Raw genomic sequence first — 24,645 nt, 5'->3', positions numbered from 1 at the left:
TCTAATCACAGAGATTAATTGAAAAGTTAATATCCAGGATTGGTGTAAAACTATTGCGTTATTTATTGAAAAAATTAGGAGGAGTTCTTATGATGAAAAAATTTGTTAAACCATCTATTGTAGATTGTGGAAAAAGTGAAAGTGTAATTAAAGGCAAATCTGGTTGGGGTGCTGAAGGTTTTACGTTGGATAAAGTGGGTAGCCGTATGACGAATAAATTCCAGTCGACTCATATTGAACCTGGAGTTTTGAAGACTACGAAATAAAAAATACGTAATAGCGTCAAGAAAATAATAATTTCTTAATAGTCAATAAATAAGTAAATAAATAACGCAATATTTTTTATATTCTATAAAATAATGAAAATTATAGATAATTCACTGATGGGGAATCTTATAGTCTATTGAATGTGTCATTTAGATAGGGATTTTTAATTAGAATTGTTACTCTTTCGTGCAAAGAAAGAGTAACGTTCTTACCCATTGATAGCCTTTCGAGACTTCAATGCTATTAAAATGAAATTATTATAAATATTTTTTATAAATAAGTAGATTGAATTAGGATGATTTTAATGTAAAATATGTAAAAAAAATAAAAAAATGTTGAAAATTTACTTTTTATAGTTTAATATATAGATGTAATAAGGTTTAAGTTGTTTGAGGAGGTTTGTTTTGAACATAAAACTTAATAAAGATCTAATAGTTTTTGAAGAAGATGAAGAGATTTTACTGATTAATATGAAAGAGAATACGTTTCATTCTCTAGATTCAATTAGCTCTATTATATGGAATAAGATAGAAGAATATAAACAAGTAGATGATGTAATAAAATTTATATCTGAAAATTCTGACGGGGAAAAAGGAATTATTAGAAAAGATATAACAGAGTTTATCTATAATCTAGAAAAGGTAGGAGTAATAGAAATTGATGAAAAAGTTTAGAATGTACTATAGGTTTGTATCTATGTATGTGCTACTAGCTCGCTTTGATTTAGGTTTATCAAAACGGGGATTTACTGAAACTTTTAAAAGGTATTCAAAAAAATATTATAGTCAAGAAACTAGTTACCAAATTTCAGAAAGCTCAGTGGTTGAAATAGAAGAGTTTTTCACATTGTTAAATATTGTATGTGCTTGGTATCCTAGGAAAGCGGATTGTATTCACAAAACACTAATTGGTTATAGAATTTTGCATTCTAGATATTCCATACCAGTTGAAATGGTAATAGGAGTTCGTAAATTTCCTTTTCAAGCCCATGCATGGTTAATGCTAAATAACCAAGATTTATTAATGGATGAGGAATCTAACGAGTACAAAGTAATTTTAAGTTCATATAAATATGTGCAGGGGGAACAATAAGTTGAATTGGTTTTTAGTTTCAATAAAAAACACAGATGTATACTCCGATGAATTTAGTATATTAGAGAATATTCATAGAGAATATAATGGGAAAAATGTGAAAGAAATAAAAGGTAGAAAAGGAAAAGTGAACTTTGCATATGCAACAAATCGAGTTAATGAAATACAAGAAATTCAGTTTAATGCTGTAGTTGTTATTGGAGATATAAGAATACATAATCGTGATGAAATAATGAATCGGTATAATTTAGATGTTTCATATTACTCTAAGAAAGATAATGCTGCATTAATTAGTGAGATTTATACCCAAAGAGGAATTGAAAGTATTAAGGATTTAGTAGGAGAATTTGCATTTGTAATTTTTGATGAAAAAAGTAATAAAGCGTATGCAGTAAGAGATCATTTAGGGGTGAAAACACTATTTTGGATTCAACTTGAAAATGAATTTGTTTTTTCTAGTGATATATTTCTAATGAAAGATTTCTTTAATATAAAAGATATTAATTATTCTTATTTTAAAGAATTTCACGAGAAAAATGGGATAGTTGATACTCCAATAACGCCATTTAATAACGTTAATAGGTTGCCCAGTGGACAGCATATGGTAGTAGAAAATAAAAAGGTTGAATTAACGAAGTATTGGGATTTATCCGACGTTAAAAGTACAATCAGTTATTCTAGTGAGGAAGAATATTTCGAACATTTCCGCCAATTATTATCTCAATCTGTACGTAGTAGAATTGTATTAGGGGATAATAACTCTATCATGCTGAGTGGTGGCTTAGATTCAACATCTATTTACGCCCTCGCTAAGAGTAGAGAAAAAATTGAAAATATTTACTCGATTTCATCAGTAAGTGCTGTATTTAACGAATTAAAAGATTGTGATGAAACTGAATATATTGAAGAACTACTTACAAAATATAAAGATACCGGAGAGTATGAAAATTTTGATAAGAGATTAATGTTCGACGATTTCCCTAACAAAATACCTATTGGATGTGAACCTAATGTTAATTCTTTGTATTATGAATTTGCATATAACTTAATTGAAAAATCAGTAGCCAAAGGACAGTATAATATATTAACGGGGTTTGCTGGTGATCATTTGTTATCAGGTACTTTATACATTACTAAGGACTATTGTAATAGATTTCAATTTAAAAAAGCATTTTCGTTTTTAACTGAGTATTCAATGTACACAAATGCATCAGCTTTTAAAAATATGATTAATTACATGATTAAACCCGACATTGCCAAGGAGTTTATTGGGAATAATGAATCTGATTACTACGAGTCGATAAAAAGAAAATTCAAAAAAATAAAAACATACAATCAAAAAGAGTTGTATTTTCAAATTACAAATGCAAAATCTCATTTATATACGGATAGAACAATTGGTGGCTTGACAGGTGCTGATATCTATCATCCTTTCTTGGATAGGAGATTGGTAGAATTTGTATATCAAATTCCAGGCGAGCTTAGAATTAAACCAGATTACTCTAAATACATCCTTAGAGAGTCCATGAGAGAGTACTTAACACCTGCAATAGTAGATCGACTTAATAAAACTGCACATTTAGCTTATACATATAAGAGTTTAAAGAAAAATTGGTCTAATATTATAAAAGCTATTGAGAACCCTAGTATAGTTAGCGAGCTAAAACTAACAACAGCAGAGGAGTGGAAAATATCTCTTGGGAAATGGAGGAATGGTATTGACACGCCATCAGACTTTTTGACTCTCTTATCTATAGAATTATGGTATCGCAAATTTAATCAAAAATAAAATGAATTAGTTATAAGACTATTGTGTTATTTCAAGTAAGAAAAGAAAATGGAGGAATTTAAATTATGATAACTTATGTAAAACCAACAATTGTGGAATGTGGAACAAGTGAAAGTGTTATTAAAGGTGCCTGTGGGTGGGGAACAGAAAACTTTTTAGTCGATAAAGATGGAACTAAAAAAAATAAAACAGTAAGAAAAAAAGTTTCTTATTCTTGTTATGGTCCAGGAGTAGTGAATATTTGTTTCAGATGTCAAACATTCACTAACCAATGTAGCGATAGTTCAAATGAGTGCTAATAATACTAGTAATAATATATAAAATCAAATCAATGTTCAAATAGTCAAAGATAAATATTCTATTGAAATAACACAATATTGTTATAAATCATGCCAGCTGCTGACTGGCATGATTTACTAATGTAATTTTAAAGGAGATTTTAATGAAACTTTTATTACTAGTATTATTATTAGCAATTATATCATATATATACTTTTTTAGAACATTAAAAAAAGATCTATATTTCATGAATAGTATCCAAAAATCGACAGAACATATGGATGGTTCAGTAGACATTGAAAAATACATTATATGCATCGAAAAAAGCATGATTATAGATGACTTTTACTTTTACAAGGATGTAGTTAAAATTATGCCTAAAAATATACCATATGAATTGATTTCTTTTGATTTCTCTAAGGAAGATGATGCTAATTTCAATCTAATAGATAAATTGAAATTGAAAAATATTCCTTCTATACATTTTGTTGATGAACAAAAAAAATCTAAAGAAATTTTTAATTTTAATGATCTAGAAGACAGTTTGAACTCTAGGGAAGTTTTAAAGATAATTAAAGGCGTCTTATACAATAATGAAAGTCAGGGAAATCTAAAATGAAGCTAATTATTATTTTTAAAATTATATTAGGTATAATTTTTTTGAAAAGTAGTTTTAATAAACTAAAAAAACCATATCAATTTTATAAGGCGATAGAAGATTATAAGTTTATACATAATAAATTTCTTCTATATATCGTTCCGTTATTGATAGTAATTGAACAAGTTTTGTCTCTTTGTTTAATCCTACCTGTAAATCCACTTGCATTTTTGATTTTAGGAATTATTCTACAATCATTTTATGTCTTCTTATTATTATTAAATATCGGTAAAAATTTTAAGAACAATTGTCAATGTTTTTCTCTCAATGCACCTGGAATGGTTACAACAAAGAACATAAGTATAAATATTGCTCTTTTAATATCCATAATACTTACATATGGATGGTTACTTAGGCTAGAGAATGGGTAAAAATTCAAATCTATTGAAATGGGAGATTTTAATATGTCCATAATGTCATTAATATTTACAACAGGTTCAGGGATATTATTACTTATTTCTAGTTTGTTAAAAATAATATCTATAAAAGAATCATCCAATGCTATCTATAAAATAACTTTTTTCCCTAAAACCATATCAAAATTATTAGGATATCTATTTCCTTTTTTAGAATTATTAATATCAATTTTATTAATTTTACGTATGTATGATCTTTGGGTCAATACTGTAGCTATTTTAATTATAAGTGTATTTGTAATTATTAATGCTAATGCAATATTTAAACATAATAATGAAGAATGTTTTTGTTTTGGTAAATTTATGAAATCCAGAATGGGAATTGGCGGTTTAATTCAATCGAGTTTACTCTTATTCAGTTTGTTGCCTAATATACTTTTTAATAATTCAAATGTAATTACAGTGCTTTCATTTCAAAAATATAATTTTGAATTTATAGTTATTATTATAACAATTCTTTTATGGGTAATATCTCTCATGCTAATTAGAACTACCATTGATAAATTATTAATTTCGGAGAATTGAAAATGAAGTACAGGAGGGGTTATGATGATAAACAGCCAAATTGCAGTTTCATTAATAATTATTATTTTCATATATATTATTTTACAGTTTTTTATTGTATATCATTTAAAAAATAGATTTAAAGTTAAATCTGGTCCACCTATAGGAAAATGTATTTCCGAACTTGAAATTTTGGATGTAAATCGAAACAAAGTAAAATTAAATAATGTATTAAAAAAAGGGAAAAATCTCATTTTATTTGTTGATATGGATTGTGATCATTGTAATAAAATTATAGATTCTTTAAAGTTAATGAATAGTAGTGTATTAAGTGAAATCCAATTTCTGTTAGCTGATACGGGAGAGAATTTAAAAGGAGTAAAAGAAAAAAATATAGATGCTAATTTTTATTTTTTAAATGAAGAAGAAATATTTGTGAATTTAAATATAAAAGGATTCCCTTTTTATATAGAAGCTGATAATAACAATGTAATTGAAAAAAAGGGATATGCTTCTAGTAATGTTATAATTGAATATTTAGTATAAATCATGAAAGGGGAAGGTATTATGGAAGAAGAACAAATTTTAACTACTCAGAAAGAAGAAAAACCGTTTAAAGCTTTTGTACGTTCACAAATTTACTTTTTGAAATTAATATATAAGGAATATCCAAAGAGTTTTTTGCTGTTTGGTTTATTGGTACTTTTATCCTCAATTTGTCCCCCATTAATTGTATTAGTAAATAAAGAAACGATTGATAGGATTAGTACAATTAATGGGGATTCGAATGCTTTTAAATATGCTCTACTTTTCCTTTTAATATACTTTATCTTAAATTATGCTACAGCAATTTTTACTGAGATAGAAAATTATATTTTCACAAAAATATCGATAACAGTAAATTATGTTTTAAAAGCTTTAATGTCAAAAAAACTTATTCAAATTCCTTTAAAGGAATTTGAAAATAGTGTATTTTACGATTCTATGAAGCTTGCTGATATGGCTATAGGTGGCAATGGTATTAGAGTTATACAAAATTTAATATATGTTGTGGGTAGTATTATTTCTTTAGTAGGTATTTTTGGGATTCTACTAACAATACATTGGTCATTGCCATTTGCTTTATTTTTATCCACTTTACCTGGAATTCTTCTCGCTTTTTGGTCAAAAATCAAAGGCTATCATATGGAGAAAGATATTTCTGAAAAAGAAAGAGAAATGCATTTTACAGATACTTTATTTACAGATAAAAGAAGTTTAAAAGAAATCAAAATATACAATTTGGGTAACTATCTATTAAATAAATGGAAAGTGTTATTTAAGTATACACAGGATAAAAAAATGAGTTTGGCTTTATGGGAGTTAAAATCTAGATCATTTGCGGCATTTGTGTTACAAGTAGCTAGTATGGGAGTATCGGTATTCTTAGTATATCAAATTTTTGATGCTAAATTATCAATTGGTTCATATGTAGCTTTACTTACAGCAGTCACAACTGTACAAGGATTGTTTGGGACAATTGGGGGAAATCTTGGTACTATTTTTGAAACTGCAATCTATAATAATGCATTATTGTCTATCTTAAATTATAGTGAAAACAAAAAAGAAAACTCTCACTTAATTAAGATTAATAATATAGAAAGTATAACCTTAAAGAACGCATCTTTTTGTTACCCAAATTCAAGCACTAAAGTTTTAGATAATGTATCATTGAAAATAAATAAAGGCGATAATATTTCAATTGTTGGATATAATGGCTCGGGAAAAACAACTTTAGCATATTGTATACTTGGTCTATTTGATTTAGAAGAAGGTGAATTAAAAGTTAATAATAATGTTGTTCATACAATTGATATTAATTCTTTTCTTAGTAAAACATCAGCAATTTTTCAAGATTTTATGAGGTATAAATATAGTATAAGAGAAAACATTGGATTCGGTGATTTATCAAAATTGTATAATGATAATGAAATATATGAGGTTCTAAAGAAAGTTGGACTAGATAGTAAACTTTCAAATTATGTTGATGGATTAGATACGTACTTAACAAAAGAGTTACCTAACGGTACTGAACTTTCAGGGGGAGAATGGCAAAAAGTAGCACTTGCTAGAGCTTTTATGAAAGAGTCTGATTTAGTAATATTAGATGAACCTACAGCGGCCTTAGATCCAATAAGCGAATTAAAGGTATTTGAAACATTCTATAGATTATCGAAAAACAAAACGACTTTAACTATATCTCATAGAATAGGGCCAACTAAACGCTCGGACCTTATTATCGTAATGGATAAAGGAAAAATAGTTGAGCAAGGTACTTTTGAAGAGTTAATAAATAACCAGGGTTTATTTTATAAAATGTATGAATCACAATCAGTGTGGTATAAAGATGATTTATTAAAATCAAAAGAAATTAGTTCGGTTCTAATGTAAAATTATGTAAAAAATAGGTATTAATTAAAAAGTGAAATTTAGTTGGTTTTAGAAAATATACCAAGAGGTGTACTATGAATAATAATATAGTTTTATCTGTAGAAGATTTATCAAAGACTTATATAGGAGATGGATTCAAAGTTAATGCATTGGACAACATATCTTTTCAATTACATAGGGGAGAAATGATTGCCATAATGGGTACAAGTGGTTCAGGAAAAAGTACGTTATTGAATATTTTAGGTGCACTTGACAAGCCGACTTTAGGTTCAATTAAGCTTAATGGCAAACATGTTAAAGATATTTTTATAGAACCATCTGCATCTCTATATAGACAAGAAAACATTGGTTTTATTTTCCAATCGTTTAATCTATTGAAGGATCTTTCAGTTGAGGAAAATATTTCATTGCCTTTGATTTTAAAAAACGTAAATAAAAGAGAAATAACAGAAAAATCAAATGAAATAATGAATTTACTAGGTTTAGTAAAATGGAAGAAGCATAGACCCACACAGCTTTCAGGTGGACAACAACAAAGGGTTGCAATAGGTAGAGCTATCATTACAGCACCACCTATTGTATTAGCAGATGAGCCAACAGGGAACTTAGATTTTAATACTTCTTCTGAGATTTTACGTATTTTAGTTGATATGAAAAGGAAATTTAATCAGAGTATATTAATTGTAACTCATGATGCCAACGTGGCAACATACGCAGACCGTGTATTATTTTTCCATGACGGGAGAATAGTTGATGAATATAAATGTGGAGACTATGATAGTTTAGATGATATATTAGAAAAATTCAAAAAAATAACAGAGAGAAAAGACATATGAAATCAATACAGGGACTTTCTTTTCGACTTTTTCGAGCAAATAAATTTATCATATTCTCCTCTATTCTCAGTGTAATTATTGCTGTAACTTTAGTTCTAACACTAGTCCTATTCTCGTTCAGTGCAAAACATACACTTAAAGACGAAGTGAAGAAAATGTATGGAGATATGGATTTACTAGTCGGTTATAATCCAGAGCAAAATAAGAGTATATCTAAAGAATTTGTTGATGAAATTAAATCATACAAGGAAGTTAAACAACTTTCAAAAGTATCAATAACGCATTTAAACTTTAATAGCCTCAAAGCAAAGGTTTATACAGTTGGCGTGGAAAATGATAAACTAGCGCGAAGTCGGTATCATTTTTCGACTTCGTTAAATAAAGAATCTGTTATTATTAATAAAAGTCTTGCAGAAACACTAAAGGTTAAAGTCGGTGATAAATTAATAATTGAAAATCAGTCTTTTAATCTAGTAGAAATAATTAATGATTTGCCCGCTATAGGAATAGTACCAGATATGGTGTTATTAAGTAATGAGGTAGTTAAAAATTATATTCAATTAAAGTCCAATTTGGATTCACAAGCAACTTTTATACTAATTAAGGCTACGGATAATACAAATATATTTAATTTATCTAATCAAATTAAAGCTAATGATAAAGATTTACGAATTGATATTATTGAAGAAGATCCTTCTATAAAAAGTAATCTAAATTCATTAAGTATTTTTATTATCATTTTATCTATTTTAGTATTGGCTATTATTTCTTTATTAGTTATTTCGAATTTTGAGTTGCTTTTTTACAAGATGAAGAATCAGTTTGCTATTATGCGTTCTCTTGGTGCAACCACTAAACAGATGAGTAACATTATTTTAATTCAAAGTGGTATTATTAATATTATAGGAGTTTTTCTTGGATTTTGGTTAACTTTCATTAGTAGAAAGTTAATGTATAATTGGATGGAGAAATGGCTTGGTATTTCAGCCACATTAGATACATTTAACTTTAAAATAGCTGTTATTATTAGTCTGTGTTGTTTTGGAATAATTCAAGTGTTTTTACTCTTTCCAGCTTATAAAAGTTCGAAAATTCTCCCGATTAAAATCATGGAAGAAAATGAAAAATTAGATTTTAGTTATTCAAAAGCAAGAGTTTTTTTTAGTAAGCTGTTACTAAGTGTTTCTATATTTTTGATTTTGGCGAGTCAATTTATAACTACAAGAGGGGAATACAGTGCAGTTTTGTTGTTAATTGCAGCAATATTAATGTTGTTAGGTGGATTTTTAATTTTCCCAATTTATTTAACAAAGTTTTTAAATGGGTTATTACCATATGGACAAAAAATATTCGGACAAGAATTTTATGTAGCAATCAAAAATCTTATTCCACAAGTGAAAAAAAATACGGCTATTATTTTAACAATCAGTTCGTTAATGATAGTTTCTATATTTGGTTCATCTTTAGTAAAAACAATTAAAATGAACCAATCTAATCAAATAAAACGTGATTTTCCAACGCCTATTATAGTCAACAGTCGTCTTGGAGGAGATACTCAATTAGATTCAAAAGAGTTAAGTAAAGCTGTGAGTCAATTATCAACCGTTGAAAACGCTAGTTCCATTAGTAATTTAGGAGCAGCAGAGTTGAAAGTAGGAAGTAACTTTGTTAGTGTTCCTTATGCTTTGGTGGATTTGAAAGAGCTGCAGGATCAAAAATTAATTCCTAATTTAATAGATAAATTTGATGAGAATAGTATAGTTATTTCGCAAGATTTTGCGGATGAGAATCATTTGAAGATTGGGGAAACAATTCAATTAGGACTATATTCTAATTCAGCACAAAGAATCGAGTTAAAAGGATCATATAAAGTTATTGCAATAGCTGATAAATTGCTTTCAGGTGCAGAGATTTACATGGATTGGGATAATAGTATGTTTAAACCAGATTATATAAAATTCGACCAACTGTTTATAAGTTCTAGAGATGTAGACCAAACATTAAAACAATTGGAAGTAATTAAGCAACAGTATCCAGAAGTGAAAATTAGTAGCTACGAAGAATCCGTTAAGGAAGCGAATGAAATGTTCTATCAGCGTTGGACAATCTTTATCATTATCATATGTATTTTAGTACTTACTACGATAATAGGAGTATTTAATTCTTTAGCTAATAACATTTATTCAAAACGAAAAGAATTCGCTATTTTAAGAACTATGGGTGTTCAGCCAGTTGGAATACGGAAGATTATCTTAACACAGGTAATGATGTATCTAATTGTAGGGCTATCAATAGGAGTTATGGCTGGAATATTATTAATGTTAATAGTATATCTACTAGACCCTACAGGCCTGTTTATCGATTATAAAATAATAATAATTATTATTTTAGCAATGTTAATTCTGGGTATAATTGTATTTTCACTTTTAGGAAAGAAGATTGGATCACAAAATACTTCTATTGAATTAACGAACGACAATAAATAAGGTTTAATACGAAAAATTATTAGTAATGGTTAAAGTTTGTAAATTTAAAAAGCAAAGGCATTATCTAATAGTAAGTAATAACCCTAATGAAAATCTTGTATGAAAGAATAGGAAAACCCTAAAACGTTTATTCGTTTGGATTTTCTTATTCTTTTTATTTAGAAAGATGAGAGATAGATTTTTCTATATGAAGTGAAACATGGTAGAAGAACATAGGAGAATTGTAATGAGTTACCCATGCAAAAGACATTCCAATCTTTCCAGTTTTAGCTTTTTACAATGGTGAATACAAAAGAATGATTTCCACGTTTTAAATAAAATCTTAATTTGTCATATATATATTGATACTGCTAATTCATTTATTACGAGAAGAACATTTCATACCTTTCCCTTGTAGTTTAATCTTGTAATTGTTTGTTGTTCTTTTGTTAGTCGATGAATAATCGCATGGGTTGAGAGCTTATCAGTCATTCCTACATAAGCATTAGATATTTCACATGTTTGCCCAAGCTCAAGAGGGTTAACTAAAACATCCACACACACATATATATTCCTTTATTATGCTATCTTGAAAAAAACAGGTTAGAAATTTTTGGCTGAATGAATGTGTTCAACTTGATACGTGAGATATAATAAAACTTTTTATTTTGTATATGTTCAAGAGCTTTCAAATGAAGATAATCTAGATGTTGGATACATAAATCATTTGCTGTTACAGTTGAAGCATACAAAGAACAGTAGGATTGATCATGTTGTTTACCTGGACCTGTATGGATATGAAGGAACTTTCCACTTAATAGATTATACTCAAGCTGAATCTTTATCTTTGCTATCTGGCTGTCCCCTCTTGCACCAATATAAACGGATGAAAAGGATCTGGGGGTTGAATTTAAAATACGAATATGCTTAAAAACAGAAGTATATGGATGAACTGACGCTTAAAGTTAGACAGGTCATTTCATCAGGAAGCCCTTAGATCATGAGTTAGGTATTGTACCAGGCTCATGCCTTTTAAATTTTCCTTAATTCGTTTGTGATTATAATAATCGATTTATTTTTCAAACTCTGGTTTAAATTGTTTTATTCTTTCAAAATCTTTTAGATAAAGAAATTCGGATTTTATACTCCCAAGAAACTTTCAATAACTGTATTATCGTAACAGCTTCCTTTATGAGACATACTTTGAGGAATTTTACGTTCTTTTAGGGAGTGACGATACTTTTTTATTTGATAATGCCAGCCTTAATCACAGTTAATAAGGCGTTCGTCTTCTTCTGTCAATTGTTGAAAAGACTTTCTTAATATCTTCGATATAAGTGAATAGGTTGGTCTTGAATCAATTGTATAAGAGATTATCTCTCCATTAAATAAATCTAACATCGGTGATAAGTAGAGCTTCTCGCCGAATAATTTAAATTCTGTTATATCTGTAATCCACTTTTCGTTCGGCTTTTCAGCCTTAAAGTTACGTTCTAAAATATTTGGCGTAATCTTACCTATTTTTCCTTTATAAGAGCGATATTTCTTCATATGAACTAGGCTCTTCAAATCTAACTCCTTCATAATTAGTTACACTTTTTTATGATTGATTTTGTGTCCTTGGTTCATTAATTCATCGCGAATACAGCGATATCCATAACAACCTTGGTGTTCATCGTAAATGTTTTTAATTAAGATTTTTAGCTCTTTATATGGACAATTAGAATTCTGTATCCAGTAATAATACGTACTTCGTGGGAGTTCTGCTAATTTTAAAAGTGTCTTCATCGCAAATGCTTTCCTTAGTTTATAGATTCCTTGTTTTTAACTAAGGCATTACATTTTTTTAGATAAGAATTTTCCATACGTAAGCGCTTCAATTCAGCTTTTAAAACTTCTAATGATTCTTCGATTTAAGGGCGTCTACTTCTTTTTAATGTAGTTGAATGCGCCATTTTTGAACATATAATTTGATACGTCTAGTCTATACTGTGTGGAATATATTGTATAGCTTTTTTTGAAATGCCTGAATTCCATGATATTCAAATTGTTTTATCCACATGAGAACCACTCCGTGATTCGCCCTCAATGATTTCGCAATATCTTGTATACTCTCGCTTCCATCTTAATAATGTATTACTCCATTCATTTTGTCTTCTGAAGTAAATTTATTCATAAAAAACTATACCTCCAATTGTTAGAATGTGTCTAACAATTGGGGTCTAGTTCAAGATTGTTTTCCTGTCTTTACAACTAATATTTAAAATAACTAAATATCCATATATATATATATATATATTGCAAAGCCCAATTTGTTAATCTAGTATGTGCAGAATCCATAATGCAAAGCACGGAAAAAAACAATTGTCCCAAGAGGGTTCTTCGTTTGTTTAATTAACAGCTGTAAAATACTGAATATAAACTCTCTTTTTATATAGGTGCATTTATTTGTTTTTTATAATTTAATTCTTTTAATTATGCAAAACCCCTTTTAACCAATTCCGCGCTCGATACGCCCCAACAGGAATTTGAATAAGAGACGTTTCATTCCCAGCATCAATACCGTACAATTGATCACATGAATTTGTATCAAAACTAAGTAATGGATGCCCGCCCATCCCCATCGCGGTCGCTGCAAAAACGAGTTTATGAACGAGGATACCAGCTTCCATTTGGTGAATACGATATCCTCTATAGCCTAATGCACGTGTATAGTAATCTTTCTTTCCGACTACATGTAAGCAAAGTGGTACTTGAAAAAGGTTAACGTTATCCATCGTCATACTAGATTGAAGAGGGTAACGAAGGTCTCCATACCGAATTGGTTGTATCGAATGTGTTTTACTATTATAAGCGTAAGCCCCGTTTTCAATATTTTTCACGTTATAAAAACATCCATATAAGAAGACGCGTGCATTTTCATTTGCATACTTACCGTCAAGGTCGTTGTAATAGGGGAAGGAGAGGCTCGCTTCTTGTAGTAAAGTAGCGAGCTCGGCTGCATCCCATTTCGTTAAAATAAAGTCCGCATCAGGAGAATATCGTTTTTTACAAAGTTGTAGGAAATCATACGATAACCGTTCTACTTTTGGTAGCTGTACAGCGTACGCATTATGTTGATAGTGCTCTTCATGATGTAGTGTTTGGAAGTGTGCTGTCGATTCGATCATAGAAGCTTCATTTATTTTTGTTATCATCGGATATTCACCTACATGTTTTGAGCGAACGAAATGTTCATGTGCTAACGGCGGAATTTGTTGCAACAACTCATGAGAAGTAACTGTTTTATTTTCACGGTAATCATTGTGAAACCAATTAGTTTCTGGCTCTGTACTTAAAGGAATAACGGCATACACACTTTCTTCACCTTCTGACAATCCGACTAAGTGATTCATTGCCCGGTCTAGAAATTGAAAATATACGCCATTTGTGTAGCCAAACTGTTTTGCACTTTCTAGTAATTGTCCAATAAGGACCCCGCTATCTAATCCTTGAAGACGATATGAAAAATTATTGTATTTAAAGAAATTTTTCCAAAACATAGTAGATATAAATGCAGCACCGAAACAAGACTGTATGTTACAGCGATTACCGAGTGCGCCTGCTAAATAAGAATCGAAATTTCCTTCGCGAAGTAAAATAAGCCGGTGATGCGCGGCGTCATAATGGTAAATGCCGTCTGGATAATCGTCAATCTTTAAATAGATATACAATTCATTCGGATATAAAGCGCCGCCTGAAGGAATAGATCTTCGTAATACATTTCTCTCGCTATTTAGCTGACATAATTGTGTTACACCAAATGAATACCAAAGGTAGTGACCAATTTCATCTAAAGTAGGTGTAGTAGAAGAGTTCGGTAAAGATAATGGGATTTCTAAGGAGAGCGGGATGGTAGGTACATTTCGATATAATTTATAAGGAAGCGGTGCGTCTTTCCAGTCCACCTCATGATTCGGCATAATTTCATCGATAGAGAAATGGAGATGATGTAAAAAAGTATCTAGCTGCATGAAATCCCTCCTTTACTATGGAAACGGATGTGGATGTGGATTTAATCTTTCATTCGTTAAAGGTTCGTCTGTATATCCAAGTGTCATCGGTACGGTATATACCCGGTCCAGTCCTGTAATCCGAGTAAGATGGTGTCCGAAAGTCATCGGTAACATGCCTGGAATAATAACTTTTACACAGTGTAGTCCGTTCTTTTCTATAAGGGGAACGGTTTGATCTACAACGATTATTTCAAGATTAGATTGATGCAAACGATTTAAAAGTTGGTGGAGATCGGATGTTAAATCCATATCAAATGATTGTGATACATTCATTTCTTGGAACGTTTGCACCGGTGCATCTTCTCGTAAAAGGAAGTGAAGACGTTCTTCCGTTTCTTTCAATCCGTACAGCATACTATGGTCTTCCATTTTATTAACGAAATAAGGATCTTGTAAGCATTTTTCGTAGTATTCTCTTTTGTGCTCGAGCTCATCGTCTGTTATAAGTAACATGCCTGCTATTTCTTGAATGGCACTTTTTAAAGCTCGAATAGGATCTAAATGAGCGCCTCCCGCACAAACAACGTTCATTCCATTTTCACGTGTATTCTTTGCAATTACCCATAAGCTCGGGATACCGTGTTCCATCGTTGCGTTAAAAGCATGTAACTCATACCCAGTAATCGTGTACAGCCGCTGAATCATTAATTGTAATTCCGTATCATTTGCTGAACTAAGATCAAGGCGGGGAAGAGGTAATTCGGCATACCAAGTTAGTAAGAAGGCATCACGCTCTACAATTTCTAAAATGCCGTGAAAAATCGCTTCTTCTAAACTACCGCCAATTGCACATCCATTTGATGTTTCATACACGAAAGCATCTCGATGACCAAGGCTATAATAAGCAATTGATTCAGGAACTAAAAGCGGTCTGTTTTGTGATAAAGAATATCCCCATACCCAGTTTTGCTCATAATCAGGATCAAACGGCTTAAATGGAAAATTATCACGATTGTAGTGTTCATTTGTATGCACACCGAGTGTAAGGGGATTTAGTGCATGTTCCTCTAAATCATGAAAACTACCATGCACATTTGTCTTTTTCCCGCGAGGCGACATACCGCAATATCGTTCTAAACCTTCTAAAATAGCAGTTGCTTCACTCATTGCAAATGAATGAGTTCGGCCTGCAACACCTTCATTTCCAAACATTAATGGCATGTTTATAATGACGTCAGCGAATGGCAATAAAGAATGCTGCATTTTGCCGTTCAACATACCGATCCGATAATCTAAATAGTCTTTCGTTAAAAATGTGTTTAATTCATGAATGGAACGGCAGCGATACGTTTCGGTGCTTACTTTTAAACTCGGTTGTAAAGAAACTTCCGCCGCATCCGCAGTATCATCAGGTAAACTACTACATACAGGACAGAGAGGATCTGGAAGAAAAGAATGCCGCGTACATTGTAATGTTTGTAAGTTTAGTAAAATAAGTTCATTTTCTAAAGAAGAATGGTTATGAGTTAATATTTTTTCTGTTTCTGCGCAAATAAGATGGCACATTTGTAACATGCCATTTTGGGTGGCACGTACATCACGCCTCGTTCCATTTTCGGCTTTAAAGGCATATTTCCGCTGTAGTTCCCACATTTCTTTTTGATCAAAGCCAGCGATAAAACGGCGTCCATTAGAACAATGGGAACATCCGGGCGTAAGAGGATGAATGTAAGGACCGATAATACCTTCGCCAAATGAAGTGAAACCACGAAGCCACGGAATATGATTTGAGCGAAAAATTAGCTCAGCATCATGATGAATAGTAGAAGGAGATCCATCATGTAATACCAGAGCGAGATAAATATTTTCAGGAAGTTCTTCTGTAAGGGTATGCTGACGAATGATGGAATATTGTTTGCATAATTGATCATGTACATAGTCTGCAAGAAGGCCATCCCCTATAAGCAATATATTTTGAGTCATAGACCGTCCTCCTTTGCAATTAATACCCCATACACACCGTCTAAGTTTTCTTTCAAAAATGGTTCGATTGCTAAATCAAACACGAAGGGATAAAAATTATGTTCTTCTAAATGCTGTAAGGCAAGCTGTAAAGATTGCACACTTGGAATTTCTTCTTCCGCTTGTATTTCCACCCTAAAAGAATCCGTGTCATATAAAATAATAGATGATTCAGGCAAGATATTAGCTCTGTAAGGAGTCTCTTCACTTTGAATGTGGAGCAGTGATAGTTGTAGTGCGCTCCGTAACGCTAACGTCATATTAATATTAGATGCACCGTACCATTTATCATTTATACCAACCCAAACGACTGGAAAACTGAGAATCTCTTCACTCATTGCGATTTTAGGTGTTTCATGAATTGTAGCAAGGGCATCGTAATAAAATCTACAATGTTTATCGTGAATATCAGTTAAATCAATCGTTGTAAGTTCTTCTAGCATATGTGACTGCCGTTCATACAATTTATTATTTAAATGTTGTTGTAGTGCCCGGTAAAATCCTTCTGTCATCGTTTCTCCAGCGCCAATACCGATATCGTTATGTTCAGGAATAAGGCGGTGAATGATTTCTGCTACATATGTTTCAATTCCTGTTAAACCAGCTTCTCGGCGTGCTTCATTATGAGTTAATCCACTGCGAGTCATAAGAGGCAGAAGGGGAGCTGGGCCATCTGATAATGGATTGGCTACTTGAATATAGCATTGTGATAACGGTAATTGATATGAATCTTGTTCATCCCATACATGGAATATACCGGCTTCTTTAGAAGTTAATGAGTCGAAAAAGCGGAATACATCAGTTGAAGTATGTTGGTTGGACCGATGCTCAAGTTTTTCAGAAAGATTTTCTATCGTATCAATTGTAAAACTTTCATCAGTTGCAAGAGGGTGTTTTATAAAAGGATGCCACGTTCCTTCAAGTGTTTCATAGTTTAATAAAAAGAATTGTAATTCTTTTTCACGATATAAATCATCCGCGACATGTTTAAACAATTCAAAAACGATTACATTTGCTAACATTGCAGATGTAATTGGTGAGAAGGAATCTGATGAATTTTCATTTTGCAAAGTCGTTTCATGTAGCCGATGCCATGCGGATTCCCAGCATTCATCACGATTTTCCGTTACGACAGGTCCAGCTATACCGAGTGTTGATAAACAAATAGCTGGTATAAAATTCTTTTTCGTTTCTCTACAAATAGTGTGAACTGTTTTTAAACCGTCAATGTCTCCATTTTGAGAAACATATAAAATCCAATCAAAAGGTTCGAATACTTCATGCAAGGGACGGTCAATTGTAGTATCGATTTCTTGAATGAGTACACCGTTATCAACTTCATATGCACGTTCTATTAGCTCATGTATTCTGTCATAGTTTGTTTCATCTCGATCTGTAACGAGGTAATGAAATGTAGGTAAACCAGATTCTAATAAAGAAGAAACTAAAGAAGTAAGCATATCTCCGGAGCCAAGTACAAGGACATTTGCTCCGCGGTACGTTTCAAATTTTAAAGCACCTGAATGAGAATCAGCTTCTAAAAATTCAATTTGTGAAGCATATCTGTCGAGTAATGTACTGTTTAATTCATGAGGTGCATCTTGATTTGCATCGCGAACGAAACCATTTTCATATAAAACCTCTCCAATTTCAAATACACGATTTTGATAGGGGAGAGGGAGACCATCAGTTATTTCTGCTAAAGAATGATTACCGTTAAACATTGGCATTAATTTTTCAATCCAGTCATAAATTCCATCACCGTCCATGCGAAATGAACTGGCGTTATTTCGAAAATAGACACCCCCGTTTGAATCGGGCAGGAAGAAAGTATCCTTATTTACTTTAAGTTTTGCATGAATTGGAAGGTTATTCATTTTAATCCTCCTTACGTTTAGGCATACATTATTATCTTATGTCATGAAATTTGTCCCGTATGAACGCAAAAAAAGGCTGTAGAATGATGTATTCTACAGCCTTTATATATTAGATTATTAATCTATCAACCTTCTAATAATAATGATTTTGGATCTTCAAGCATATCTTTAACAGCAACAAGGAAGCTAACTGCTTCTTTACCATCAACAATACGGTGATCGTAAGATAAAGCAATGTACATCATTGGGCGGTTTTCCATACGCTCGTTATCAATTGCAACTGGGCGTACTTGGATTTTATGCATTCCTAAAATACCAACTTGAGGGCTATTTAGGATTGGTGTTGACATTAGAGAACCGAATACACCACCGTTTGTAATTGTAAATGTACCACCTTGTAGTTCTTTTAATGAAAGTTTGTTATCGCGTGCTTTCATACCTAAATTACGAATTTCACTTTCGATTTCAGCGAAGTTTAATTGGTTAGCATCGCGTACAACTGGAACAACTAATCCATCTGGAGCTGCTACTGCAATACCGATATCATAGAATTTTTTGATGATAAGCTCGTCACCTTGAATTTCAGCATTTAATAATGGGAATTGTTTTAATGCTGCAACAACTGCTTTTGTGAAGAATGACATGAAGCCAAGACGTACATCATGTTTTTTCTCGAAAGCGTCTTTACGCTCTTTACGTAATTCCATGATCGCACTCATATCAACTTCGTTAAATGTTGTTAACATTGCAGATGTTTGTTGAACTTCTACAAGGCGTTTTGCAATTGTTTGACGGCGGCGGGACATTTTCACGCGCTCAACTGGTTTTTCGAATTCTGTTTTTGCAACTGGAGCAGGAGCTGGACTTTTTGGAGCAGCTGGTGCTTCTTTTGGTGCGGCAGCATGAGCTTGTACATCATGTGGTCTCACGCGTCCAAGTGGATCTGTACTACGTACGTCGTTTAAGTCGATTCCTAATTCACGAGCCATTTTTCTAGCAGCTGGTGATGCGATAGGACGGTTCGTATTTGGTAAGCCTTGTAGACTCGTAGTTTGTTCAGCATTTGGAGCCGCAGCTTTCGGTGCTTCAGCTGTTTCTTGTTTTGCTTGCTCAGCAGGTGGTGCAGGTGTACTTACTGCAACTGGTGCTCCATTAGCATCTAAAATTGCGATAGTTGCGCCAACTTCAACTGTATCCCCAGGTTCGCCTAGTAACTTCGATACAATACCTGAATCTTCTGCAATGATTTCTACATTGACTTTATCAGTTTCAAGCTCAACAACGCTGCCGCCTTTCTCAACTTTGTCGCCTACGTTGATAAGCCATTGTGAAATAGTTCCTTCGGTAATAGATTCTGCAAGCTCAGGTACTTTAATTTCGATCATTTTAAATGTCCTCCCCTTATTTGCCTAACGGTGTGTTTTTTCTTCTTTTGTCTTCGGTAATCTCCATTTGTTAGCCTGGCCTTGGGCAGAATATCTGCCCAGGGAACAAGCTAGAAACCTTCATTATTACTTTTTAGTTGCTGAAAACTTCAATTTCTTGTTTATCTTGACGGAAGTTATACTTCACATCTAAAGCGTGTGCAACAATTAGTTCTTGCTCAGCTTTGTGAGCGAATGGATCGCCGCCAGATGGACTAGAGCGATCAGGACGTCCAATGTAACCTGTTTTCACTTTATCTCCAGCAAGTTCGAACAGAATTGGAGCCATGTAATGCCATGCGCCCATATTACGAGGTTCTTCTTGAACCCAAATGATTTCTTCTAAGTTTTTAAATCGTTTAATAATAGATTGAACTTTCTCAGCAGGGAATGGGTACAATTGCTCGATACGAACGACATGAACTTCGTCTAAGTTGTACTCATGTTTACCAGACTCGATTTCTGCTGCTAAGTCAATCGCGATTTTACCTGTGCTTAAAACAAGACGTTTTACTTTATTTGGTTTTGTGCCAAGGTTTTCTTGTTCTAAAGCAGGTTGGAAACGTCCTTCGCTTAACTGACTAGCAGTTGAAAGCGTAAGTGGGTGACGTAATAAACTCTTCGGCGTCATCAGTACTAATGGTCGAACAGCTTCTGTTCCTAAGATAGATGCTTGACGACGCAGGATATGGAAGTACTGTGCCGCGCTCGTTAAGTTTGCAACTGTCCAGTTATTTTCAGCAGCTAACTGTAAGAAACGCTCTGGACGTGCACTAGAGTGCTCTGGTCCTTGACCTTCATAACCGTGTGGTAATAGAAGAACTAAACCAGATTTTTGACCCCATTTTGCTCTTCCAGCTGAAACATATTGATCAAATAATGCTTGCGCAGTATTTGAAAAGTCACCATATTGCGCTTCCCACATAACAAGAGTTTCTGGAGCGAATACGTTATAACCATATTCGTAACCAACAACAGCAGCCTCTGATAACGGACTGTTATGAACAGAGAATGATGCATTAATGTTTGGTAAGCGATGTAATGGTGAATATGTTTCATTTGTATCAGTATCGTGTAATACGATATGACGGTGCGCAAATGTACCACGCTGTGAATCTTGACCAGTTAAACGAATTGGCGTACCTTCTTGTAAAATAGAAGCGAATGCTAATGACTCAGCAAGTGCCCATTCAATTTTACCGTTCTCTTCTAAAGCATCTTTACGGCGCTCAAGAATTTTCTTCACTTTCGGATATACGTTAAAGCCTTCTGGCCAAGATAGTAGACCTTCATTAATTGCACGAAGTGAGTCAATCTCAACACCAGTATCAATTGGTTGAATGCCTTTTGCAACAACATTTGGCACTTTAACGTGAATTGTTGCATCGCTCGTATCAGCTGGCGGTACTTGTGCATAATCTGATTTTAATTGTTCTTGCGTAAACTGAGTAATTGTTTCAACCTCATCTGCATTTAGAACACCAGCAGCTTGTAATTGATCTGCATAAATTGCTCTTACAGTTGGGTGATTTTTAATTTTTTTGTACACTTGTGGTTGCGTAACCGCTGGGTCATCCATTTCGTTATGACCATATCGACGGTAACCGATTAAATCGATTAAGAAGTCTTTTTTGAACAACATGCGATATTGAATCGCAAGGTTAGCAGCTGCAAGACAAGCTTCTGGATCATCAGCGTTCACGTGAACAATCGGAATATCGAAACCTTTTGCAAGGTCACTTGAATATTTCGTAGAACGAGAATCATAGCTATCAGTTGTAAAACCAACTGCATTGTTTGCGATAACATGAATCGTTCCGCCTGTTTGATACGCGTTCAATCTGCTTAAGTTGAGCGTTTCAGATACAATACCTTGACCAGGGAATGCAGCATCACCATGAACTAAAATTACGAATGATTTTGAAATATCTTGATCTGGAAGACCAGATTTTTTACGATTCTCTTGAGCAGCACGTGCGAAACCTTCTACTACAGGATTCACGAACTCAAGATGACTCGGGTTATTTGCTAATGTCACGCGAGTGCTAACTTCTTCGTTACTAACGACTTGTTCTCTACCTAGGTGGTATTTTACGTCGCCAGTCCAGCCAGAATTGGCTACTGCGCCTTCTATTTTTGCATGTTTGAACTCAGCAAACATGTGACTATATGGTTTTTCTAATACGTGAGCAAGTACGCTTAGACGACCGCGGTGAGCCATACCAATCATGACATCCTCTACGCCGTTCTTAGCACCTTCTAGAACAATTTCATCTAAAACAGGCACAAGCATATCAACGCCCTCGATAGAGAAACGTTTTTGCCCAACGAATGTTTTATGCAAGAATTGCTCGAAACCTTCAACAGCTGTTAAACGTTTTAAAAGAGCAGTTCGTTTTTTATTTGATAGTGGTTGACGCAATGAATTTGATTCCACCATTTGATGCAACCACGTGCGTTCTTCACTATCTTGTATATGAGAAAATTCATAAGCTAAAGATTTTGTATAAACGTCTTTTAATCTATGAATTACATCAAGTGCAGTGTGAATACCTTCTGGTGCATCTTGCCATACTGTTTTCGCTGGAATCGCTTTCAAGTCAGCATCGCTCAGTTCGTTCATTGCTTTCTCAAGAAGAGATTGTCCATTTGCAGCATCTTCCATCGGGTTGATGTGAGCCAACGTGTGCCCGAAAGAACGAATCTGCTCAACAAGTTGAACGACTTTAAGAATTTTTTCAATGTTACCTGTGTTTTGAGGAGAAAAATGTGTTGCTGTGTTGTCCCCTGTTACGACATCATCTTGAAACGAAGGAGCTCCAAAAATTTCAAAAAGCTCTTGTAATTCCGGATCAACAGAACCTGCTCCAGTTACGTAAAGATCATACTGTTCAATCACATAACCAAGGTTCGGACCGTGGAACTTGGCCCAAGGGTTTGTCGTTGTATTCTTCCTCGTCATTTGTTTAAACCTCCCAATGCATATAATCCTTTTCCATACAAAAGGTGCATTTTGCTCTTTTCAATAATTGATGAACCAATAATCAATGTAAATGTTTTCTTTACTCTTATGTTATTACAATAATTTACATAATACCAAACACTATTACTTATCTGTTTTTTAAAAAAACATTCACAATAACTTATCACCCAAGTTAATCTTTCACTTTATAAAGTAATTTTACAGAAAAATGGGGTGGATATATTTGGTATACCTACATTGAAAACTAGAATTGTTACATGTAAATATAAGTATAATCATTGGAATGTTTTGATAAAAGTTGATTCGAATTATGTATATTGAAATAATAAGCGCTTTCATAGATATTATACAACAATATAACGGAATATAGTATAAAAAATAAAAAATTATGAATTTACCATAAACTTTATTTCGATAGTGTTAAATATCGAAAGGAAAATGAAGGATTTCTACAAAAAAAGTGGTTAAACATAAAAAATGCTTTATAACCCGTTAGTTTCTATAAATATGCCAAAAAACACCGTAAAACAAATAACACATTGCATCTAATAAAGCAGAGAATGAAATATTTTAAAAGGATAAAACAAATATGAAGATATTAAATTTTTAAAAAAGTGAGGAGGAAATATAGTAACGATTACATACAGTGTTCCATGTTTTATTACAAAATAGACGTGCTGAAATCGAACAAGTTTCTTCTATTATAAATAGAACGAAAACTGATTGAAATAAATGTAAAGGAACCTTGACGTAAAGTTTACTTTACATATATACTCGATATATGGAAGGAGGGAGAAATTTCCTTGGAAAATAAAATGGTCGAATACCGAAAGAAATTTGGACTATCTCAAGAAAAACTGGCCGAGAAACTCGGGGTTTCCAGACAAACCATTATCTCAATTGAAAAAGGGAAATACGATCCATCACTTCCGCTAGCATTTGAAATAGCAAAAACATTTCAGACAACGATAGAACATGTATTTATTTATGAAGGAAAAGAAGGGGAGGAGTAAGAATGAACTATTCACAAAAGTACTTTGTAATCATGGGAATTATCTTTCTATTTATGAGTGGATTTATGATATTAACAGGTATAATGACGCATTCTGCACCGCCGGCTATAACGTATCCATTGCTTGGGATGATGATTATGAGTTTCTGCCTAAGCTACTTACACCCACAATTTAAAGAAAAAGATGAGCGAATGAAACTCATTCGTTATAAAGGAATGTTTGTAACCTTTTTTGCATTAACAGTATATTATCTTCTTTTCTCTATTGGCTTAAACTTAAAAATACTTACACTATCTGCTACTGAATTATTGAATATACTTATGGCACTTACGATGAGTACCGTCTTTATCTCATTTGTTGTTTTGGCAAAAAGATATTAAGATGGAAGAGAGAAAGGAAGATTAACATATGCAAATGATGTATGCTTTTGGCATTGGGCTTGTATTATTTTTAGCCGTATTCTTATTTATTCGTAAAGATGTTCAAGGTGGGACATTAACGAAGCGAGGATTTTATAAATTAATCGGCTGTTTAGTTGTTATGCTTATAGCGATTATTGTAATGATCGTATTAATTAATCAGTCACTATAGAATG

Annotated in this window: 20 protein-coding genes and 3 pseudogenes; 15 read left to right on the top strand and 8 right to left on the bottom strand. The window is 32.6% G+C overall.

Features of this window, described 5'->3' with window-relative positions:
- Positions 1 to 89: 89 nt before the first annotated feature.
- The 12 genes from MHI28_RS10895 to MHI28_RS10840 all read left to right on the top strand — a co-directional run bounded on the left by MHI28_RS10895 (position 90) and on the right by MHI28_RS10840 (position 10,757).
- A complete protein-coding gene (locus MHI28_RS10895) occupies positions 90 to 266 on the top strand; it encodes a hypothetical protein (protein WP_002162881.1) in 177 nt (58 codons plus the stop codon).
- A 405-nt stretch (positions 267 to 671) separates the two neighbouring features.
- Positions 672 to 941 (top strand): PqqD family protein, encoded by a 270-nt coding sequence (locus tag MHI28_RS10890; protein ID WP_001022326.1) that lies wholly within the window; start codon positions 672 to 674, stop codon positions 939 to 941.
- Positions 928 to 1,359: a lasso peptide biosynthesis B2 protein gene (locus MHI28_RS10885; RefSeq protein WP_000714527.1), complete on the top strand. Its 432-nt coding sequence runs from the start codon at positions 928 to 930 to the stop codon at positions 1,357 to 1,359. Before MHI28_RS10890 ends, MHI28_RS10885 begins: the two co-directional genes overlap by 14 nt.
- Before the next feature lies 1 nt (position 1,360).
- Entirely contained in the window at positions 1,361 to 3,148 is a 1,788-nt protein-coding gene (locus MHI28_RS10880) for an asparagine synthase-related protein (RefSeq protein WP_001103985.1), read from the top strand.
- A gap of 65 nt (positions 3,149 to 3,213) precedes the next feature.
- On the top strand, positions 3,214 to 3,447 hold the full coding sequence (locus MHI28_RS10875; RefSeq protein ID WP_000634206.1) for a hypothetical protein: 234 nt from the start codon (positions 3,214 to 3,216) through the stop codon (positions 3,445 to 3,447).
- A 143-nt stretch (positions 3,448 to 3,590) separates the two neighbouring features.
- Positions 3,591 to 4,046 (top strand): hypothetical protein, encoded by a 456-nt coding sequence (locus tag MHI28_RS10870; protein ID WP_000771478.1) that lies wholly within the window; start codon positions 3,591 to 3,593, stop codon positions 4,044 to 4,046.
- On the top strand, positions 4,043 to 4,456 hold the full coding sequence (locus tag MHI28_RS10865; RefSeq protein WP_017762660.1) for a MauE/DoxX family redox-associated membrane protein: 414 nt from the start codon (positions 4,043 to 4,045) through the stop codon (positions 4,454 to 4,456). The genes MHI28_RS10870 and MHI28_RS10865 overlap by 4 nt, the downstream gene beginning before the upstream one ends.
- A gap of 33 nt (positions 4,457 to 4,489) precedes the next feature.
- Positions 4,490 to 5,026 (top strand): MauE/DoxX family redox-associated membrane protein, encoded by a 537-nt coding sequence (locus tag MHI28_RS10860; protein ID WP_000026200.1) that lies wholly within the window; start codon positions 4,490 to 4,492, stop codon positions 5,024 to 5,026.
- Between the two features lie 24 nt (positions 5,027 to 5,050).
- Positions 5,051 to 5,551, top strand: a complete 501-nt coding sequence (locus MHI28_RS10855; RefSeq protein WP_000610908.1) for a hypothetical protein — start codon at positions 5,051 to 5,053, stop codon at positions 5,549 to 5,551.
- A 21-nt stretch (positions 5,552 to 5,572) separates the two neighbouring features.
- Positions 5,573 to 7,435, top strand: coding sequence for an ABC transporter ATP-binding protein (locus tag MHI28_RS10850; protein ID WP_000390766.1), 1,863 nt, complete (start codon positions 5,573 to 5,575; stop codon positions 7,433 to 7,435).
- 74 nt (positions 7,436 to 7,509) lie between these two features.
- Entirely contained in the window at positions 7,510 to 8,271 is a 762-nt protein-coding gene (locus MHI28_RS10845) for an ABC transporter ATP-binding protein (protein WP_001063567.1), read from the top strand.
- Entirely contained in the window at positions 8,268 to 10,757 is a 2,490-nt protein-coding gene (locus tag MHI28_RS10840; protein WP_000836300.1) for an ABC transporter permease, read from the top strand. The genes MHI28_RS10845 and MHI28_RS10840 overlap by 4 nt, the downstream gene beginning before the upstream one ends.
- Before the next feature lie 234 nt (positions 10,758 to 10,991).
- Here the strand turns inward: MHI28_RS10840 and MHI28_RS10835 are convergent.
- The 8 genes and pseudogenes from MHI28_RS10835 to odhA all read right to left on the bottom strand — a co-directional run.
- Positions 10,992 to 11,683, bottom strand: a pseudogene (locus MHI28_RS10835) (transposase); the annotation flags it as partial.
- A gap of 35 nt (positions 11,684 to 11,718) precedes the next feature.
- A pseudogene (locus MHI28_RS10830) lies at positions 11,719 to 12,912 on the bottom strand (IS3 family transposase).
- A 110-nt stretch (positions 12,913 to 13,022) separates the two neighbouring features.
- Positions 13,023 to 13,155: pseudogene (locus MHI28_RS10825) on the bottom strand (SAM-dependent methyltransferase); the annotation flags it as partial.
- Positions 13,156 to 13,207: 52 nt separating this feature from the next.
- The gene (locus MHI28_RS10820; protein ID WP_001175538.1) at positions 13,208 to 14,749 is read right to left on the bottom strand and encodes a SagB family peptide dehydrogenase; all 1,542 of its coding nucleotides are present in this window, start codon (positions 14,747 to 14,749) and stop codon (positions 13,208 to 13,210) included.
- Between the two features lie 15 nt (positions 14,750 to 14,764).
- Positions 14,765 to 16,714, bottom strand: coding sequence for a TOMM precursor leader peptide-binding protein (locus MHI28_RS10815; RefSeq protein WP_340827937.1), 1,950 nt, complete (start codon positions 16,712 to 16,714; stop codon positions 14,765 to 14,767).
- Positions 16,711 to 18,630 carry a putative thiazole-containing bacteriocin maturation protein gene (locus tag MHI28_RS10810; RefSeq protein WP_001061548.1) on the bottom strand — a complete coding sequence of 640 codons (1,920 nt, stop codon included), beginning with the start codon at positions 18,628 to 18,630 and terminating at the stop codon, positions 16,711 to 16,713. Before MHI28_RS10810 ends, MHI28_RS10815 begins: the two co-directional genes overlap by 4 nt.
- A 125-nt stretch (positions 18,631 to 18,755) precedes the next feature.
- Positions 18,756 to 20,015: a 2-oxoglutarate dehydrogenase complex dihydrolipoyllysine-residue succinyltransferase gene (gene odhB, locus MHI28_RS10805; protein WP_000569919.1), complete on the bottom strand. Its 1,260-nt coding sequence runs from the start codon at positions 20,013 to 20,015 to the stop codon at positions 18,756 to 18,758.
- Positions 20,016 to 20,148: 133 nt separating this feature from the next.
- Positions 20,149 to 23,016, bottom strand: a complete 2,868-nt coding sequence (gene odhA, locus MHI28_RS10800; protein WP_340827934.1) for a 2-oxoglutarate dehydrogenase E1 component — start codon at positions 23,014 to 23,016, stop codon at positions 20,149 to 20,151.
- Positions 23,017 to 23,840: 824 nt separating this feature from the next.
- Between odhA and MHI28_RS10795 the strand changes: the two genes are divergently transcribed.
- The 3 genes from MHI28_RS10795 to MHI28_RS10785 are packed head-to-tail and all read left to right on the top strand — an operon-like array spanning position 23,841 to position 24,641.
- Positions 23,841 to 24,050, top strand: a complete 210-nt coding sequence (locus MHI28_RS10795) for a helix-turn-helix transcriptional regulator (RefSeq protein ID WP_000428510.1) — start codon at positions 23,841 to 23,843, stop codon at positions 24,048 to 24,050.
- A 2-nt stretch (positions 24,051 to 24,052) separates the two neighbouring features.
- Positions 24,053 to 24,430, top strand: coding sequence for a hypothetical protein (locus MHI28_RS10790; RefSeq protein WP_001109904.1), 378 nt, complete (start codon positions 24,053 to 24,055; stop codon positions 24,428 to 24,430).
- A gap of 28 nt (positions 24,431 to 24,458) precedes the next feature.
- Positions 24,459 to 24,641 (top strand): DUF3976 domain-containing protein, encoded by a 183-nt coding sequence (locus MHI28_RS10785; RefSeq protein WP_001178294.1) that lies wholly within the window; start codon positions 24,459 to 24,461, stop codon positions 24,639 to 24,641.
- Positions 24,642 to 24,645 lie beyond the last annotated feature (4 nt).

This window comes from Bacillus sp. FSL K6-0268, from assembly GCF_038005425.1.
Taxonomy (GTDB): domain Bacteria; phylum Bacillota; class Bacilli; order Bacillales; family Bacillaceae_G; genus Bacillus_A; species Bacillus_A thuringiensis_S.
The sequence above is the reverse complement of the archived record's forward strand: the minus strand, read 5'-3'. Positions and strand labels throughout refer to the sequence as shown.

Bases quoted from the DNA above. Each gene is read 5' to 3' on its own strand.
- MHI28_RS10855 (WP_000610908.1), top strand. From the start codon at position 5,051: ATGATAAACAGCCAAATTGCAGTTTCATTAATAATTATTATTTTCATA.
- MHI28_RS10860 (WP_000026200.1), top strand. From the start codon at position 4,490: ATGTCCATAATGTCATTAATATTTACAACAGGTTCAGGGATATTATTA.
- MHI28_RS10815 (WP_340827937.1), bottom strand. From the start codon at position 16,714: ATGACTCAAAATATATTGCTTATAGGGGATGGCCTTCTTGCAGACTAT.
- odhB (WP_000569919.1), bottom strand. From the start codon at position 20,015: ATGATCGAAATTAAAGTACCTGAGCTTGCAGAATCTATTACCGAAGGA.
- MHI28_RS10875 (WP_000634206.1), top strand. From the start codon at position 3,214: ATGATAACTTATGTAAAACCAACAATTGTGGAATGTGGAACAAGTGAA.
- MHI28_RS10845 (WP_001063567.1), top strand. From the start codon at position 7,510: ATGAATAATAATATAGTTTTATCTGTAGAAGATTTATCAAAGACTTAT.
- MHI28_RS10785 (WP_001178294.1), top strand. From the start codon at position 24,459: ATGCAAATGATGTATGCTTTTGGCATTGGGCTTGTATTATTTTTAGCC.
- MHI28_RS10850 (WP_000390766.1), top strand. From the start codon at position 5,573: ATGGAAGAAGAACAAATTTTAACTACTCAGAAAGAAGAAAAACCGTTT.
- odhA (WP_340827934.1), bottom strand. From the start codon at position 23,016: ATGACGAGGAAGAATACAACGACAAACCCTTGGGCCAAGTTCCACGGT.
- MHI28_RS10790 (WP_001109904.1), top strand. From the start codon at position 24,053: ATGAACTATTCACAAAAGTACTTTGTAATCATGGGAATTATCTTTCTA.
- MHI28_RS10820 (WP_001175538.1), bottom strand. From the start codon at position 14,749: ATGCAGCTAGATACTTTTTTACATCATCTCCATTTCTCTATCGATGAA.
- MHI28_RS10895 (WP_002162881.1), top strand. From the start codon at position 90: ATGATGAAAAAATTTGTTAAACCATCTATTGTAGATTGTGGAAAAAGT.
- MHI28_RS10840 (WP_000836300.1), top strand. From the start codon at position 8,268: ATGAAATCAATACAGGGACTTTCTTTTCGACTTTTTCGAGCAAATAAA.
- MHI28_RS10810 (WP_001061548.1), bottom strand. From the start codon at position 18,630: ATGAATAACCTTCCAATTCATGCAAAACTTAAAGTAAATAAGGATACT.
- MHI28_RS10870 (WP_000771478.1), top strand. From the start codon at position 3,591: ATGAAACTTTTATTACTAGTATTATTATTAGCAATTATATCATATATA.
- MHI28_RS10865 (WP_017762660.1), top strand. From the start codon at position 4,043: ATGAAGCTAATTATTATTTTTAAAATTATATTAGGTATAATTTTTTTG.
- MHI28_RS10885 (WP_000714527.1), top strand. From the start codon at position 928: ATGAAAAAGTTTAGAATGTACTATAGGTTTGTATCTATGTATGTGCTA.